Origin of the sequence: Sphingomonas sp. NCPPB 2930 (genome assembly GCF_042867205.1) — a bacterium.
Lineage (GTDB): Bacteria > Pseudomonadota > Alphaproteobacteria > Sphingomonadales > Sphingomonadaceae > Sphingomonas.
Genome location: NZ_JBHZQU010000001.1, coordinates 309,400 through 325,622, shown reverse-complemented (window position 1 = coordinate 325,622; position 16,223 = coordinate 309,400). Strand labels below are relative to the sequence as shown.

Here is a 16,223-nt window from a genome sequence, read left to right as displayed (position 1 = left end):
CGCTATTCTCTCAAATGATCCAGGCGCCGGCATCGGCATCGGCGGGCTTCAGCGTCAGGTCGGGGCGCACCGTGGGGCCGAGCGCGCGGATACGGTCCTTGATATGCGCGGGACGGGGGCCCTGCCCGGTCGCCTCGGCGTCGATCAGATAGGGGACGTTGACCCGGCGCGCGCCTTCCTCGGCGCGCAGGATCGCCTCGCCGGATGCGCCGACATCGACCGCATCCTCGATATGGCGCGACCAGTCGCGCCCCGTCCACCAGACGACATCGCCGGTCGCCAGATCATTGCCCGTCAACAGCTTCATGCGTTCATCCCTTCCGCCACGCGGGCCCAACGCGCCAGCTTGTCCTCGGCATCCGACAATTCCACCACCTCGCCCACGACGATGATCGCCGGGCTCTGCACCTTTTCGCGATCCACCATCGGGCCGAGATCGGCGAGCAGGGTGCGGATGGCGCGGTGGCCCTCCAGCGTGCCGCGCTCGAGCACCGCGACCGGCATGTCGGGGGCGACGCCGTCCGCCATCAGCTTGTCGGCGATGCCGTTCGCGGTCGCGACGCCCATATAGATGACAAGGGTGCGGCCCTGGCCCGCCAGCCCCGACCAGTCCTGATCGGTCAGCCCCTTGCACTGGCCCGCGACGAACGACACCGCCGAGGCATGGTCGCGGTGCGTCAGCGGCAGCATCGCCTCCGCCGCGCAGCCGAGCGCGGCCGAGACACCGGGGATCACCTCGACGCGCAGGCCGGCGGCGCGGACCGCCTCCACCTCTTCGCCGCCGCGCCCGAAGATGAAGGGGTCGCCGCCCTTCAGCCGCACGACGATCGCGCCGGTCTTGACGTGCGCGACGATCAGCGCGTTGATCGCGTCCTGCGACAGGGTGTGCCGCGCGCGCCGCTTGGCCACCGAAATGCGCTGTGCCGTGCCGGGCGCGATGTCGAGCACGCGCGGATCGATCAGCCCGTCATGCACGACGACATCGGCCTGTTTCAGCGCCTCGACCGCGCGAACCGTCAGCAGGCCCGGATCGCCGGGGCCTGCACCGACAAGGATCACGCGTCCACGCGCGGCGGGATCGAGGAGACTAGCCATGATGCCCATGTGCGCCCGCTCCGCGCCTGCCACAACCGAGCGATGCTTGGGACAGGGGTAGATCAGCTTGGGTGCCGCCCAGGGAGGGACCGGACCGATAGTATATTATATTTGTGATTCGCATTTGGATGTGCTTTGATGAACGAAAGTAGAAGAAGCTGATGGGGGGCGTAGCAATGAAGACATCATATTGCTCCAAGATGGGGATTGGCGCATCTTTGATTGCGCTGGCGTGGACGGGGGTTGCGTCGGCGCAAACGACTCCGGCGGGTGACGATGACAAGGCGAAGATCGAGGCCTCCGTCGTCACGGGTGTGGCGGCATCGACCGACAGGATCGACGCCAAGCAGGAAAAGGTCGATCCCGGCGACGTGATCGTCACGGGCACGCGCATCGTGCGGCCGAACATGGAAAGCAATGCGCCGATCACCACGATCGACGCCACCTATCTGAAGGAGCGGGGGCTCGCCCGCGTCGAGGACGCGCTGGCGCAACTGCCGCAGGTCACGCCGATGCTGGGACTTCAGGGCCAGAGCTGGGACTCCGGCGCGGCGCCGGTCGGGCTGCGCAGTCTGGGGGCGGGCCGCACGCTGACGCTGCTCAACGGGCAGCGGATGGACAATGACGTCAATATCGTCCCCGGCGCGCTGATCGAGCGCATCGACATCATGACCGGCGGCGCATCGGCGGTCTATGGTTCGGACGCGATCGCGGGCGTCGTCAACTTCATCGTGAAGCGCAAGTTCAACGGCATCGCCTTCGATGGCGAAGTCAGCGGCTTCAACCACAACAATAACAATCCGTTGCTGGCCAAGGTGGCGCAGGAAGCGGGCTACACCTATCCGCGTGGCAGCTATCTGGGCGGCGGCAATTACTATGCGTCGCTGGCGGCCGGGCATTCGTTCCTGGGCGACAAGGTCAATCTCAGCGCCTTCGCGACCTACAAGCGCGCCGACCCGATCCAGTACCGCAATCTGGACACGACCAACTGTCCGCTGCTGATGTTTGACCCGAACAAGGTGGAGGCAGGCAACACCAAATGGACGTGCAACGGCACGACCTACAATCCGTACAGCTATTTCGGGATCAACAACCAGGACCTCACCAACGCACGCGATGGTTCGCGCAGCTTCCGCCCCTATGACGTGCAGGACGAGCAGCGCATCCAGCGTGTCGACGCGGTCCAGCGTCGCAACGAGCAGGTCAATGTCGGCGGCTTCCTGACCGCCGACCTGCCGGCGGGCATGCGGCTGAACGGCAGCTTCCTGTACAGCAGCATCGTCGAGCGTGGCGCCCTTTCGATCGATGGCGGCATCTGGACGCCCAGCGCCCGCGTCAACTGCGACAATCCCTTCCTGGGGCAGCAGCAGGCCCAGGTGATCTGCGGTGCGGCGGCGGGCACGACGGCGCTCAGCGATCCGATTTCGGTGTCGCTGTTCCGGCCGGGCATGATCCAGAACTTCCGCAACACCACGGCCGATTGGCGCGGATCGTTGAACCTGTCGGGCACGATCGTCGACAAGATCCGCTTCGAACTCAGCTATCAGCAGACCCGCAACATCATGCGGGGCTATGCGGACCATCTGCCGGCAGCGGACCAGGAAACCCGTATGGGGCGCGGTCTTCAGGTCCGTAACGTCAACGGCGTTCCGACCTGTCTGTCCAAGATCGACGGAAGCGATCCGACCTGCCAGCCGGTCGATGCCTTCTCGGTCAACTCGCCGGTCAGCGACGCGGTCTATAATTATCTGACCACCGATGGCAGCCGCCGCCAGCAGAACGATCTGCAGGTCATCAACGCCATCGTGTCGGGCACGCTGGAGGATTACGGGATCAAAAGCCCATTTGCCGAAAGCGGCGTCGGCTTTGCGATCACCGGCGAATATCGCAAATATCGCAACCAGTCGAAGGGGATAGGCGCTTGGTCGACCTTCACAACGTTTGACGGCCGGACTAGCGTGAAGGAACTTGGCGGCGAAATCGATATCCCGCTGATCGAGAACAAGCCGTTCTTCAAGGAACTCAGCGTCAATGGCGGCTATCGGATTTCCGATTACGACGTCTATCAGTCGCTGGTGCATAGCTGGAAGGCGGAGGCGAGCTGGGCCCCCGTGGACGGCATCCGCTTCCGGGGCAGCTATAACCGCGCGGTGCGGGTCGGCGTGCTCCCGCGGCTGGAAGGCGAGAACCGCTATCCCAATTCGCTGATGCTCGACCTGTGTGCCCCGCCCCGTGCGTCCAGCGGCGCCAACACTGTCCAGCGTTACACCTTCGATCAGTGCTCGATCGGCATGACGCGAGCACAATATGACGCGCTGACCAGCTATACGGGATGCAATTCACAGGGCTATTGCCCGACGACCCTGGTCAATGGCGGCAATGCCGGGCTGCAACCCGAACGTTCGCGCAGCAAGACGCTGGGCGTGGTGCTGCAACCGCGCGGTATCCCCGGTCTGTCCGCCACCGTCGACTGGTATGACATCGATATCCGTGGCGCCTTCGAATGGACGCGGATCGGTATGGCGTTCGACCAGTGTTACAACAACAAGGTCGAGTTCTTCTGTCAGTTCTACAAGCGTGACCCGCAATCCGGGCAGCTGCTCGTCGCCGATGCGCGGTACAACAACTCCGGCTATACCAAGACGCGGGGTATCGACTTCGGGGCCAACTATGCACTCGATCCGAAGCGTCTGGGGATTGCCGACGATATCGGCACCTTCGGCCTGAACTTCAACGGAACGCTGACTACCAAATATGAGCGCCAGTTCGCACCGGGCAACACACCCTGGTCGTGCCTGGGCTATTTCGGCTTCGCCTGCGTTGATCCGATGCCGCGTTGGCGCCATGTCGCCGGAGTGAATTGGCAGTTGCCATGGATCAAGGGCGGCGTCGGGTTCACCTGGCGCTATGTGGGGGGCACCAGCAATGCGAAGCTCTCGAAGAACTCGGTGCTGGCTGCCAAGGCGGGTGAGACCTATCCGCTGGTCCAGCGGATTCCGGCCTATAGCTATTTCGACTTCAACACCAATGTCACGCTGGTGAAGGGGATCGACGTACGCTTCAACGTCCAGAACATCTTCGACAAGGATCCGCCGCTGATCGGCGATGCCGCGACGGCTTCGAGCGGATCGTACTTCAACACCTTCCCGGCCTATTATACGGTACGGGGACGGACCCTGCGGGTCGGCATTTCCGCCCGCTTCTGATTGGGGATGGCCCGGAACCCTGGTTCCGGGCCATTTCTCCATCAGCGAAGACCGACCGGGATCGCGGCGGCGATATGGTCGGTCTCGGCGCTGGCGACCGGATAGGCGCAATAGTCGGCGGCGTAATAGGCGCTGGGGCGGTGATTGCCCGACCAGCCGATGCCCCCGAACGGCGCGCTCGACGCCGCGCCATTGGTCGGGCGGTTCCAATTGACGATCCCGGCGCGGATGCCGATCCAGAATTGTTCGTACCGCTCGCGCGAGGGCGAAATCAGCGAGGCGGACAGGCCGTAGCGGGTGGCGTTGGCCTGTTCGATCGCCTGCCCGAATTCCCGCGCGCGCGAAACCTGTAGGACCGGGCCGAACAGCTCGTCATCGGGCCGCTCCGTCCCATCGGTCACGTCGAGGATCGCGGGGGTCAGCAGCGGCAGGCCGGGGGTAAGACGCGCCAGCGGGCGGACGACCGTCGCGCCGCTCGCGATCAGCTCGTCGGCCCGTGCGAGAAGATGATCGGCCGCCGCATTGTCGATCACCGGCCCCATGAAGGGCGCCGGGGCGTCATGCGGCGCGCCGACGATCAGCCGGTCGGTCAGCCGGGTCAGCGCCGCCATCACCGGATCGTAAAGCCGATCCTCGACGATCAGCCGCCGCCCCGCCGTGCAGCGCTGTCCGGCGGTGGTGAAGGCGGACTGGACGATCAGCGCGGCGGCGGCATCCGGATCGGGATCGTCCCAGACGAGGATCGGGTTGTTGCCGCCCATCTCCAGCGCGAGGATCTTTTCCGGCCGCTCGGCGAACTGGCGGTTGAGCGCGATGCCGGTCCGCGCCGATCCGGTGAAGAGCAACCCGTCGATACCCTCATGCCCCGCCAGCGCCCGCCCCTGGTCGGGCCCGCCGACCAGCAGCCGCACGACCCCGTCCGGCACGCCCGCCGCATGATAGCATTCCACCAGGAACGCCCCCGTCGCGGGCGTCTTTTCGGATGGTTTGAACACCACCGCATTCCCGGCGAGGAGCGCGGGCACGATATGGCCATTGGGCAGGTGCGCCGGGAAATTATAGGGCCCCAGCACCGCCAGCACCCCGTGCGGCCGGTGGCGCAGCGCCATGCGCCCGCCGCCCGGCTGGTCGGTGAAGCGCTCGCCCGCACGCTCGGACTGCGCGGTGATCGAGATGGCAACCTTGGCGACCACGGTGTCGACCTCGGTCGCCGCCTCCCACAGCGGCTTGCCGGTTTCGCGCGCGATCAGCTCGGCAAAGGGTGCAGCGCGCTCCCGTACCAGTTCGGCAAAGCGGTGGAGCGTGGCGATCCTCTCCGCCAGCGGGGTGGCCGCCCAGCCCGGCCATCCGGCACGCGCGGCGGCGACCTCGCGCGTGGCATCCCCGATCGGCAATTGGGCGATCAGCGCGCCGGTGGCGGGCTCATGGGTCGACAGGAACTGGGTCATGGCGGCGAGGCTAGGCCGTGCCGGGACCCCCGGCAAGCGCCGCGCCCATCGCGCGAATCCGCTCCACCTTGTCGTAGAGCGGCGTCCAGTCGTCCCGCTCGGCGATGGGCGCCCAGATCGCCTCGACCTCGTCGATCAGCATCGATTCGGGCGAGCCCTGCCAATAGGCGTGATCGCGGGCGCGTCGCGGCGCATAGGGCTCGATCAGGTCGCGGAGCGCGTCCCACGTCTCGTCATAATGATCGGGCACCGACCCGCCGAACAGGTCGAAATAGGTCCGGTCGATCGAGGCCTGGCTGGTGCGCAGCGCGCGCTCGAACGTCTGGACCAGCGCGCGGTCCTCGGTGGCCTCGCGCGGGGTGACGCCCAGCCGCCAGAGGATCGCCGCGACGATCGCCGTCTGATAGGTGGTGGCAAAGCCGTCGAGCGCCGCGATCAGCGGCTCGCTCTCGGCGATCAGGCGCAGGCTGGAGGCGAGCTGCATCACGTCCCATTGGATCGCCTCGGGCTGACGGCCCAGCGCATAGAGGCCGCTCTGGTCGAAATAGGCGGCGGTGAATTCGGGGTCCCAGACCGGGGCGAACCGCCATGGGCCATAGTCGAAGCTCTCGCCCGTGACGTTGATATTGTCCGAATTCAGCACGCCATGGACGAATCCGGCGGCCATGTAGCGCGCCGCCAGGGTCGCGGTCCGCTCCGCCACCAGCGTCAGCAGCCGGACGGGATCGTCAGAGTCCTCGCCATAGAGGTGATGCAGGGCATAGGCGACCAGCCGCTTCATCCCGGCCTCGTCGCGCTCGAAGGCGAGCCGCTGGAAACTGCCGATGCGGATATGGCCATGGCTCATCCGCACCATCACCGCCGAGCGGGTGGGGGAGGGCTCGTCGCCCCGGTGCAGCGCCTCGCCCGTCTCGATCAGCGACAGCGTGCGCGAGGTGGGGACGTTCAGCGCCTCCAGCATCTCGGTCGCCAGGATTTCGCGCACCCCGCCCTTCAGCGTCAGGCGACCGTCGCCGAACCGGCTGTACGGCGTCTGCCCCGATCCCTTGGTGCCGAGTTCGAGCAGCCGGCCATCGGTCGCGGTCATCTGCGCGAAGGTGAAGCCGCGCCCGTCGCCCAGGTCGGAATTATACTGGCGGAACTGGTGGCCGTGATAACGCAGCGCGACCGGGCCGGGCAGCGTGTCGGGCAGCGGCTGGAACCGGCCGAGATGCGCGACCCATTCGTCGTCGGTCAGCGTGTCCAGCCCGATCTCGGCTGCCGCCCTGTCGTTGCGGAAGCGCAGGATGGTCTGCGGAAAGTCGGCGGGCGCGACGGGATCGGCGAGGATGTCGGCGATCTCGGTCAGGGCGCGGGCGGGGCGATAGGCTTGCGGGGAAACGGGCATGCCGCGATATGGAGGCGGCACCGGAGGACCTTCAAGCATGACGGCCTATGAGAATCGTTATTGGTGGTCGAAAGACGGGCTGCGGCTCCACGCACGGGACTATCCGGGGTCGGACGCGCTGCCCCCCGTCATCTGCCTGCCCGGCCTGACCCGCAACGCGCGCGATTTCGAAGGGCTGGCCGAGGCGCTGGCGGGCCGCGCGCGGGTGATCGCGGTCAGTTTCCGGGGGCGGGGCGAGAGCGCCTATGCCAAGGACCCGATGAGCTATGTGCCGCTCACCTATGTCCAGGATGTCGATGCGATGCTGGACGAACTGGGCATCGGCCGGTTCGTCGCGATCGGCACCTCGCTGGGCGGGATCGTGACCATGGTGCTGGCGGCGACCGCGCGCGGGCGGCTGGCGGGCGCGGTGCTCAACGATATCGGGCCGGAGATCGAGGCGGCGGGGCTGGCGCGCATTCGCGGCTATGTCGGCAGGGGGCAGAGCTTCCCGACCTGGCTCCACGCCGCGCGCTGCGTCCAGGAAACCAATGAGGACATCTATCCCGGCTGGGGCGTCGAGGACTGGCTGGCCATGGCCAAGCGCACCCACCGCCTGACCAGTGCGGGGCGGATCGTCCTCGACTATGACCTCAAGATCGCCGAGCCGTTCCGCGTGCCCAATACCGAGGGCGGACCCGATATGTGGGCCGCGCTCGACGCGTTGAACGGCGTGCCGACGCTGGTCGTGCGCGGCGAGCGGTCCGACATATTGGGCGCGGGCGTGGCGGAGCGCATGGCGGCGCGCCTGTCGCCGTCCGAGCTGGTGACAGTGCCGGGCGTCGGCCACACGCCGCTGCTGACCGAGCCGGAGGCGCTGGCGGGGATCGGCCGGTTGCTCGACCGGGTGGCGGGGTAGGGTGGCGCTTCAAGAACCCACCAGCCCCATCCCGGCGAAGGCCGGGATCCAGTTGGGTAAGCGCTGCTGATCTGCCCCCTCCGTGCCGCAACTGGACCCCGGCCTCCGCCGGGGTGGTTCAGGTTTTGGGGCAGGGGCCGACGATCGCGACGACGCTTGGTTGTTCGGGAAAAGACGAGTGCTGGGCGGCGCGAGTGGTTTTCAACGTTCCCGATGCCCGCTAATCCGGCGGGCATGGCCCGTCCGCTCCACATCCTCCACCTGCATTCCTCCTTCTCGCTGGGCGGCAAGGAGGCGCGGGCGGTCGCGCTGATGAATGCGTTCGGCGATGCCGCGAAGCACACCATCGTCTCGGGGCTGCCCGACGAACTCGGTGCGCGCGATGCGATCGCCAAGGGGATCCGCTACGAGATCGCGCAGGATGCGCCGCCGCTGACCGGCAAGCCCTCGGTCAAGCGCTACGAGGCGATCGCCGCCTATATGCGCCGCTTCGATCTGGTGCTGACCTATAATTGGGGCGCGATCGACGGGGTGATGGCGCGCCGCGTCTATGCCAAGGGCGCGCCGCCGCTGGTCCATCACGAGGACGGGTTCAACGCCGACGAGGCGCGCGGGCTGAAGCTGGAGCGCAACATCTATCGCCGCATCGCCCTGTCGGCGGCGGATGCGCTGGCGGTGCCCAGCCATGTGCTGGAGGGGATTGCGCGCACCACCTGGAAACAGCCCGCCGAGCGGGTGCATCGCATCCCCAATGGCATCAACACCGCGCTCTATGCCCGCGACCCCGAGCCCAAGGCGATCCCCGGCTTCGTCCGCCAGCCCAAGGAGGTGGTCGTCGGCGCGCTGGCGGGCCTGCGCGTCGTCAAGAACCTGCCGATGCTGGTCCGCGCAATGGGCGGCATCGCCGGGCGCTTCCGGCTGGTGATCGTCGGCGAGGGGCCGGAGCGCGCGACCATCCAGCAGGCCGCCGCTGCGATGGGCATCGCCGACCGGCTGGTCATGCCGGGCTTTCTCGACCGGCCCTATCGCTTCATCCGGCATTTCGACATCGTCGCTTTGTCCTCCCTGTCCGAACAGGCGCCGATCTCGGTGCTGGAGGGGATGGCGGCGGGCCTGCCCATCGCCTCGCTGCCGGTCGGCGACGTGGCGTCGATGGTGTCGGAGGCCAATCAGCCGTTCATCACCGACCATCCCAACGAGGTGCGCCTGCGCGACGTGATCCAGGCGCTGATCCTCAATCCCGATCACCGCGCGGCGGCTGGCGCGGCCAACCAGGCGCGGGCGCGGGCCGAGTTCGACGAAAGCCTGATGGTCGCGCGCTACAAGGCCCTGTACGAAAAGGTGCTGGGCCGACCGGGCGCGCTCGGCTGATCCGCCATGGAGCGTCGTACCGGGCCGTGCCGTTAATTCCCGCTCGCTAAGCGGTCCTAACACGCTATATGAGGCCCTTTCGGACAGACAAGGTAACGACGTGTTCAAAGGCTTGAGCCCCATCCTGTACAACGGCCGCGAGGTATGGCCGCTGATCGAAGGCGGGAAGGGCGTTGCCGCCACCAACCACGCCTCGGCGGGGGCCTGGGCTGCGGCTGGCGGCGTCGGCACCGTCTCGGCGGTGAATGCCGACAGCTATGATGCCGACGGCAAGATCATTCCCCAGATCTACCGCGCGCTGACCCGGCGCGAGCGGCATGAGGAACTGATCGAATATGCCATCGAGGGCGCGGTCCAGCAGGTGAAGCGCGCCTGGGACATTGCCGGTGGCAAGGGCGCGATCAACATCAACGTGCTGTGGGAAATGGGCGGCGCGCAGCGGGTGCTGGAAGGCGTTCTGGCGCGTACCAAGGGGCTGGTCGCGGGCGTCACCTGCGGCGCCGGCATGCCCTACAAGCTGTCCGAGATCGCGGCGCATCACCAGGTCAGCTATCTGCCGATCGTCTCTTCGGGCCGGGCCTTTCGCGCGCTGTGGAAGCGGGCCTATTCCAAGGCGTCGGAGTGGCTGGCGGCGGTGGTCTATGAGGATCCCTGGCTCGCCGGTGGCCATAACGGCCTGTCCAACGCCGAAGACCCGTTGCAGCCCCAGGACCCCTATCCGCGCGTAAAGGCGCTGCGCGATACGATGCGCGAGGGCGGGATTTCGGACGAGGTGCCGATCGTGATGGCGGGCGGCGTCTGGTACCTGCGCGACTGGAACGACTGGATCGACAATCCCGAGCTGGGCAAGATCGCTTTCCAGTTCGGCACGCGGCCCTTGTTGACCCAGGAAAGCCCGATCCCCGAGGAGTGGAAGCAGCGGCTGATGACGATCGAGCAGGGCGATGTCCTGCTCCACCGTTTCTCGCCGACCGGCTTTTATTCCAGCGCGGTGCGCAATCCCTTCCTGCGCAGTCTGGAGGCGCGCTCGGACCGCCAGATCGCCTTCTCGACCCAGGAAGCGGGCGACCATGTCTTCCAGCTCGACGTGGGCGTGAAGGGCAAGAATTTCTGGGTGACCAAGGGCGACCTGTTGCGCGCGCGCGAGTGGTTCGGCAGCGGTTTCACCATGGCGCTGAAGACCCCCGACAATACGCTGGTCTTCGTGACCCCGGAGGAGGCCAAGGAAATCCGCAAGGATCAGGCCGACTGCATGGGCTGCCTGTCGCAATGCCTGTTCTCCAGCTGGGCCGACAGCGAGACCAACTCGACCGGCCGCCTGGCCGACCCGCGCAGCTTCTGCATCCAGAAGACGCTGCAGGAGATCGCGCATGGCGGCGATGTCGAGCAGAACCTGATGTTCGCCGGGCACGCGGCCTATAACTTCAAGCGCGATCCCTTCTATTCCAATGGCTTCGTGCCGACCGTGAAGCAGCTGGTCGACCGCATCCTGACCGGCGACTGATCGCCGTCATGACGCCGGAGCTTCGCGCGACATTGCAAGGTGTCGCGCGGGCGATGGCGGTGTTTCCCGAAGGCTGGTGGATCATCGGCAGCGCGGCGGTCCTGCTGCACGGGGTCGAGGCCGGGCGGGTGAACGACATCGATCTGCTGATCGATGTGTCGCTGGCCGAGGCGGTGCTGGAGCGGCTGGGCATCAGGTCGCTGACCCTGCCGCCCGATCCGCTATTTCGCTCGGCCGTCTTTGCACGGTCCGAGGCTTGGCCCGTTCCGGTCGAGGTGATGGCGGGATTTCAGGTCAAGGCCGGGGGGCGCTGGCGGCGGGTCGAGCCGCTTTCCCGGGATCGGGTCCCGGTCGACGATGGCGTGCTGTTCGTACCCGACCAGGACGAACTTCTGTCGCTGTTCCATCTCTTCGGGCGGTCCAAGGACGCCCCGCGCATCGCGGCGCTCGAACGGGCGGGAGCCAGGCCGAGCGCGGCCTCTCCCGCCCGATAGGATCAGTCGGCGACGGTGCCGACCACCGCGCCCGCGGTGCCGCCGACGGCCGCGCCCTTTTCCACGCTCCCCCCGGTCGCCGCCGCGACCCCTGCGCCCCCGGCACCGCCGATCGCGGCACCCTTCAGCGTCGAACAGGCCGACATGGAGAAGGCGGTCGCGGCAAGGGTCAGGCCAATAGCCAGCTTTTTCATAGGGGTAGCTCCTGTTGTGATGACAGGAGGGGAATGCGGCGACCCGACGACGGTTCCGCGCCGCAACATTTTGATATGGATGGCGAGAGGCGGGCACCGCCGGTCCGAATGGGTGCGGGTGAAGGACATGAGCCGCATCGGAGCAATCGAGTCCGGGCAGGCTCACAGGAATCGAACAGATCGGCGCGATATGCCGTCATGCCTTTCCTTCCCTCGCCCCTCGCAGAGGGGAGAGGGGAGAGGGGAGAGGCCCGAGGCCTAAAGCCACCCCTCCAACACCTGATCCGGCGGGCGGTGGCCGTCGGCCCAGCTTCGGATATTGGCGATGACCCGATCGCCCGATGCCATGCGGCCCTCCAGCGTCGCCGAGCCCATATGCGGGGTCAGCACGACATTGGGCAATGCCAGCAGCCGCGGATCGATCTCGGGCTCGTGCCGCCACACGTCCAGCCCCGCGCCCGCCAGCCGCCCGGCCTCCAGCGCGTCGACCAGCGCGTCCTCGTCGACGATGCCGCCCCGGCTGGCGTTGATGAGATAGACATGGCTGCGCATCAGGCCGATCCGGCGGCGGTCGATCAGGTCGTGGCTGTCGGCGTTGAGCGGCGTATGGATCGACACGATGTCGACCGCGCCCAGCATCGTGTCGAGGTCGCCATACCAGCTCGCGCCCAGCTCCGCCTCGATGCTGGCGGGCAGGCGGCGGCGGTTGTGGTAATGGATAGACAGGCCGAAGGCCCGCGCGCGCCGCGCGACCGCTTGTCCGATCCGGCCCATGCCGACGATGCCCAGCGCCTTGCCGCCGATCCGGTGGCCCAGCATCCCGCCGGGGCTCCAGCCCTTCCACGCGCCCGAGCGGACCAGCTTTTCCCCTTCGGGCAGGCGACGCGGCACCGACAGGATCAGCGCCATCGTCATGTCGGCCGTATCCTCGGTCAGGACGCCCGGCGTGTTGGTGACGATGATGCCGCGCGTGCGGGCGGCCTTCAGGTCAATATGGTTCACGCCCGCGCCGAAATTGGCGATCAGCTTCAATCGGGGCCCGGCGCGCGCGATCAGATCGCCATCGATCGCGTCGGTGACGGTCGGGACCAGCACGTCGCAATCCGCCACCGCCTCGGTCAGTTGCGCGCGGTCCCACTTCTCGTCGCTGCGGTTGAGGCGCGTGTCGAACAGCGCGGCCATCCGGTCCATGATCGGATCGGGCAGTTCGCGGGTGACGACCACCCTGGGGTTCAGGCAGCGGCGCGGATCGACCATGGCCAAGGGATTGGGCCAAGCCCGCCGGTCCGTCAACCGGCGATCCCGCGCCAGCCGTCCCTCGCCACTCGTGCGAACAAGGTTGAAGCGCCCCCCCGCCTCGGCGTAGAGCCGGGGGCGGGGCGAATTGAAGGAATTATGATGCGCAGGTCCATGTTCGGACTGGCTTTGATGGCGGTGTTCCTGTCCGCTGGACCGATCGCCCCGGCGGCGATCGCCGCGCCCGAAAAGCGTGCCATACCCTATTACGGCTCGATCGGCGCGTCGCTGGCGCGGATGCGGACCGGCCCGGCGCGCGCCTATCCCGCCAGCTGGACCTATCGCCGCCCCGATTTGCCGGTGAAGGTCGTCGCCGCGTTCAAGGAATGGCGCAAGGTGCAGGACCCCGACGGCACCGAGGGGTGGATGCTGGCGGTCCTGCTGCGCAACACCCGCACCGCGATCGTGCGCGGTACCGAACCGCTGCCGATGCGATCGGCCCCCAATGAGACCGCCAAGACGCTGTGGCGCGCCGCGCCGGGCGTGGTCGGGCGGATCAGCGAGTGCAATGGCGGCTGGTGTCGGCTGGACGTGAAGGGGCAGGCGGGCTTCGTGCCGGTCGGGTCGATCTGGGGCGTCGAGCCGGGGGAGGTCGTTCCTTAAGGGCAGTCTCTGCGAGGCACCTGGCCCTCCCCCGGCCCCTCCCGCTTGCGGGAGGGGAGAAGAAGAGGGGCGGTGACGGGGGCGATCTGGCCCTGCCGATGCACCAGGCACGCCCCTCCCGCAAGCGGGAGGGGATGGGGGAGGGCAGGCCGCAGGCGATGATCTCGGTAGGATTCCGGTCCCGCTTAGCGATCGACCCCGGATCGCCTACATCAACTCCACCGCCATCGCGGTCGCCTCGCCACCACCGATGCACAATGACGCGACACCTCGCCGCGCACCCTGGGTTTCCAGCGCCGAGAGCAATGTCGCCAGCACCCGCGCGCCGCTGGCGCCGATCGGATGGCCCAGCGCACAGGCGCCGCCATGGACGTTCAGCCGGTCGTGCGACAATCCCATGTCGTGCATCGCGATCATCGCGACGGCGGCAAAGGCCTCGTTGACCTCGTAGAGATCGGCATCGCCGGTCGACCAGCCCGCCCGCTCCAGCACCTTGCGCATCGCAAAGACCGGCGCGGTGGTGAAGCGGGCGGGGGCATGGGCATGGGCGGCCTGCGCCACGACCCGCGCGATCGGGGTCAGGCCCAGCCGCTCCGCGACGCTCGCCCGCGTCATGACCAGCGCCGCCGCACCGTCCGAGATGGACGAGGCATTGGCCGCCGTGATCGTCCCGTCCTTGGAGAAAGCGGGCTTGAGCGTCGGGATCTTGGCGGCATCGCCCTTGGCGGGCTGCTCGTCGCGCGCGACCTGTTCCTCGCCCTTGCGGGTCTTGACCGTGACCGGCACGATCTCGCGGTCGAACGCGCCCGAGGCCTGCGCCGCCTTGGCGCGTTCCAGCGAGGCGATGGCGAAATCATCCTGCGCCGCCCGCGTGAACTGATAATCCTGTGCGGCCTCCTCGGCGAAATGCCCCATCAGCCGCCCGCGCTCATAGGCGTCCTCCAGCCCGTCGAGGAACATATGGTCGTAGAGCGTATCATGCCCGATCCGCGCACCACCGCGATGCTTGTGGCTGAGATAGGGCGCGTTCGTCATGCTCTCCATGCCGCCCGCGACGATCAGATCGGCCGAGCCCGCCGCCAGCGCCTCGGCCGCCATGATCGCGGCCTGCATCCCCGATCCGCACATCTTGTTGACCGTGGTCGCCTCGACCTGCTCGCCCAGCCCCGCGAAGATCGCCGCCTGCCGCGCGGGCGCCTGGCCGAGCCCGGCGGGGAGGACGCAGCCCATATGGATGCGCTCGATCGCCGAGGGATCGACGCCGGCACGCTCGACCGCGCCCTTGACGGCGGCGGCGCCCAGTTGCGTCGCGGACAGGCCCGACAGGCTGCCCTGGAACGACCCCATGGGGGTGCGGGCATAGGACAGGATGACGATGGGATCCGTCATGGCGGCATGCTCTCCGTGATCTGTGTTTTGCTGCGGCCTTACGCCTTTTGCCCGTGGCGCGCAAAGGGGCGGGCGGTTAGGGGCGGGGCCATGACGTTCGGGGCGGCATCGGGGCTTTGGGCCGGTATCTATGGACTGGCGGGGGCGATCGCCGGGTCGTTCGTCGCGGCGCTGGTGCTGCGCTGGCTGGACGACCGGTCGGTGTTGCGCGGGCGATCGGCCTGTGACGGCTGCGGCGCGCCGCTGCGTCCCTGGGAACTGGTGCCGATCCTGAGCGCGCTGGCGCTGCGGGGGCGTTGTGCCCGGTGCGGGACGCGGATCGATCCGGTCCATTTTCGGATCGAGTCGCTGGCCGCGCTGATCGGGGTGTCGGCAGGGTGGGTCGCCGGGCCGGATGGCTGGACCGGCGCACTGCTCGGTTGGTCGCTGCTGGCGCTGGGCGCGCTCGATGCGATGGCGCTGTGGCTGCCCGACCGGTTGACCGCCTGGCTGGCGGGGGCGGGGCTGCTGACCGGCGCGCTGGGCTTCGCGCCGTCACTGGGGGACCGGATCGTCGGCGGGCTGGCGGGGTTCGGGACGCTCTGGGCCATCGCCGCCTCGTATCGCCGCTGGCGGGGGCGTGAGGGGATGGGGGGTGGCGACCCCAAGCTGATGGGCGCGATCGGGCTGTGGCTGGGCTGGCGGATGCTGCCCGCCCTGCTGCTGGCGGCGTGCGTGATCGGGCTGGGCCATGTCGCGTTTCGCCGCCTGTCGGGCAGGCGGATCGCGGGGGACGATATGGTGCCGCTGGGGCTGTTGCTGGCCATCGCCGCTTACCCGAGCTGGCTGTTGATGATAGCATCGGCGCCATGATGTCGCCGCTCCTCGCCCTGGCGCTGATCCAAGCGCCGCCAGCCGCCCCGCCGGTGCTTGGCACCCTGCCGCGCCAGCAACTGCCCGAACGGGGATGCGCCGCCTATCTGTGGACGGTGCAGGATCAGCGGCTGGTCGCCATGGCGGAGCCCGCCCGGCTGCGCATCCTGGTCGACGGGACAGTCCGCGACCTGCCTGCCGCCGAGGGAAGCGGGGCGGGGACGCTGGGCTTCGCCGACAGCACCCGCTTTGCCGGGGGCGGATGGACCGCCACCCTGTCGATGACCATCGCACAGCGCGAAACGCTTCAGGACGGGGCGATCGTCTCCGATGCGACGCTGCGGATCGGCCGCGACGGACAGGATGAGATCGCCGTGCCGGTCGGCGGGTTGGTGGGATGTGCGCCCGCCGCGCGGTGAGAAGTGAACTGTAGGGGGAACTCCAACTGACCTTCCGGCGTTGACGGGATAGTGGGGGATCGATCCG

General features: G+C 68.0%; 15 protein-coding genes. 8 read left to right on the top strand and 7 right to left on the bottom strand.

Going from position 1 to position 16,223, the window contains the following annotated elements; genetic code table 11:
• Positions 1–10: 10 nt before the first annotated feature.
• Together ACFX59_RS01465 and cobA are read right to left on the bottom strand one after the other, a co-directional pair.
• Positions 11–307, bottom strand: a complete 297-nt coding sequence (locus tag ACFX59_RS01465; RefSeq protein WP_309701408.1) for a DUF2849 domain-containing protein — start codon at positions 305–307, stop codon at positions 11–13.
• A complete protein-coding gene (gene cobA / locus ACFX59_RS01460; protein WP_387428925.1) occupies positions 304–1,095 on the bottom strand; it encodes a uroporphyrinogen-III C-methyltransferase in 792 nt (263 codons plus the stop codon). The genes ACFX59_RS01465 and cobA overlap by 4 nt, the downstream gene beginning before the upstream one ends.
• 218 nt (positions 1,096–1,313) lie before the next feature.
• On the opposite strand from cobA, the gene ACFX59_RS01455 reads away from it, so the two are divergent.
• The gene (locus ACFX59_RS01455; protein ID WP_387428922.1) at positions 1,314–4,301 is read left to right on the top strand and encodes a TonB-dependent receptor domain-containing protein; all 2,988 of its coding nucleotides are present in this window, start codon (positions 1,314–1,316) and stop codon (positions 4,299–4,301) included.
• Positions 4,302–4,342: 41 nt separating this feature from the next.
• Here ACFX59_RS01455 and astD read toward each other — a convergent pair whose 3' ends face one another.
• Both astD and ACFX59_RS01445 read right to left on the bottom strand, forming a co-directional pair.
• Positions 4,343–5,749 (bottom strand): succinylglutamate-semialdehyde dehydrogenase, encoded by a 1,407-nt coding sequence (astD, locus tag ACFX59_RS01450; protein ID WP_387428919.1) that lies wholly within the window; start codon positions 5,747–5,749, stop codon positions 4,343–4,345.
• A 10-nt stretch (positions 5,750–5,759) separates the two neighbouring features.
• Positions 5,760–7,136: a protein adenylyltransferase SelO family protein gene (locus ACFX59_RS01445; RefSeq protein ID WP_387428917.1), complete on the bottom strand. Its 1,377-nt coding sequence runs from the start codon at positions 7,134–7,136 to the stop codon at positions 5,760–5,762.
• A 37-nt stretch (positions 7,137–7,173) separates the two neighbouring features.
• Here ACFX59_RS01445 and ACFX59_RS01440 point away from each other — a divergent pair, with 37 nt between their 5' ends.
• From ACFX59_RS01440 to ACFX59_RS01425, 4 genes are all read left to right on the top strand, one after another.
• Positions 7,174–8,034, top strand: a complete 861-nt coding sequence (locus ACFX59_RS01440) for an alpha/beta fold hydrolase (RefSeq protein WP_387428914.1) — start codon at positions 7,174–7,176, stop codon at positions 8,032–8,034.
• Between the two features lie 234 nt (positions 8,035–8,268).
• Positions 8,269–9,405: a glycosyltransferase gene (locus ACFX59_RS01435; RefSeq protein WP_309696836.1), complete on the top strand. Its 1,137-nt coding sequence runs from the start codon at positions 8,269–8,271 to the stop codon at positions 9,403–9,405.
• Between the two features lie 100 nt (positions 9,406–9,505).
• On the top strand, positions 9,506–10,909 hold the full coding sequence (locus ACFX59_RS01430; RefSeq protein ID WP_387428911.1) for an NAD(P)H-dependent flavin oxidoreductase: 1,404 nt from the start codon (positions 9,506–9,508) through the stop codon (positions 10,907–10,909).
• Positions 10,910–10,917: 8 nt separating this feature from the next.
• Complete coding sequence (locus ACFX59_RS01425; protein ID WP_387428909.1) at positions 10,918–11,403, top strand: hypothetical protein; 486 nt, start codon at positions 10,918–10,920, stop codon at positions 11,401–11,403.
• A 2-nt stretch (positions 11,404–11,405) separates the two neighbouring features.
• Here ACFX59_RS01425 and ACFX59_RS01420 read toward each other — a convergent pair whose 3' ends face one another.
• Both ACFX59_RS01420 and ACFX59_RS01415 read right to left on the bottom strand, forming a co-directional pair.
• Positions 11,406–11,597 (bottom strand): hypothetical protein, encoded by a 192-nt coding sequence (locus ACFX59_RS01420; RefSeq protein WP_307100247.1) that lies wholly within the window; start codon positions 11,595–11,597, stop codon positions 11,406–11,408.
• Between the two features lie 258 nt (positions 11,598–11,855).
• Positions 11,856–12,854: a 2-hydroxyacid dehydrogenase gene (locus ACFX59_RS01415; protein WP_387429610.1), complete on the bottom strand. Its 999-nt coding sequence runs from the start codon at positions 12,852–12,854 to the stop codon at positions 11,856–11,858.
• A 153-nt stretch (positions 12,855–13,007) separates the two neighbouring features.
• On the opposite strand from ACFX59_RS01415, the gene ACFX59_RS01410 reads away from it, so the two are divergent.
• Entirely contained in the window at positions 13,008–13,496 is a 489-nt protein-coding gene (locus ACFX59_RS01410) for an SH3 domain-containing protein (protein WP_387428906.1), read from the top strand.
• A 207-nt stretch (positions 13,497–13,703) separates the two neighbouring features.
• On the opposite strand, the gene ACFX59_RS01405 is transcribed toward ACFX59_RS01410, so the two are convergent.
• Positions 13,704–14,885, bottom strand: a complete 1,182-nt coding sequence (locus ACFX59_RS01405) for an acetyl-CoA C-acyltransferase (protein ID WP_387428903.1) — start codon at positions 14,883–14,885, stop codon at positions 13,704–13,706.
• A gap of 90 nt (positions 14,886–14,975) precedes the next feature.
• On the opposite strand from ACFX59_RS01405, the gene ACFX59_RS01400 reads away from it, so the two are divergent.
• Entirely contained in the window at positions 14,976–15,737 is a 762-nt protein-coding gene (locus tag ACFX59_RS01400; protein WP_387428900.1) for a prepilin peptidase, read from the top strand.
• Positions 15,734–16,156 (top strand): hypothetical protein, encoded by a 423-nt coding sequence (locus ACFX59_RS01395; RefSeq protein WP_354295481.1) that lies wholly within the window; start codon positions 15,734–15,736, stop codon positions 16,154–16,156. The genes ACFX59_RS01400 and ACFX59_RS01395 overlap by 4 nt, the downstream gene beginning before the upstream one ends.
• Positions 16,157–16,223: the final 67 nt, after the last annotated feature.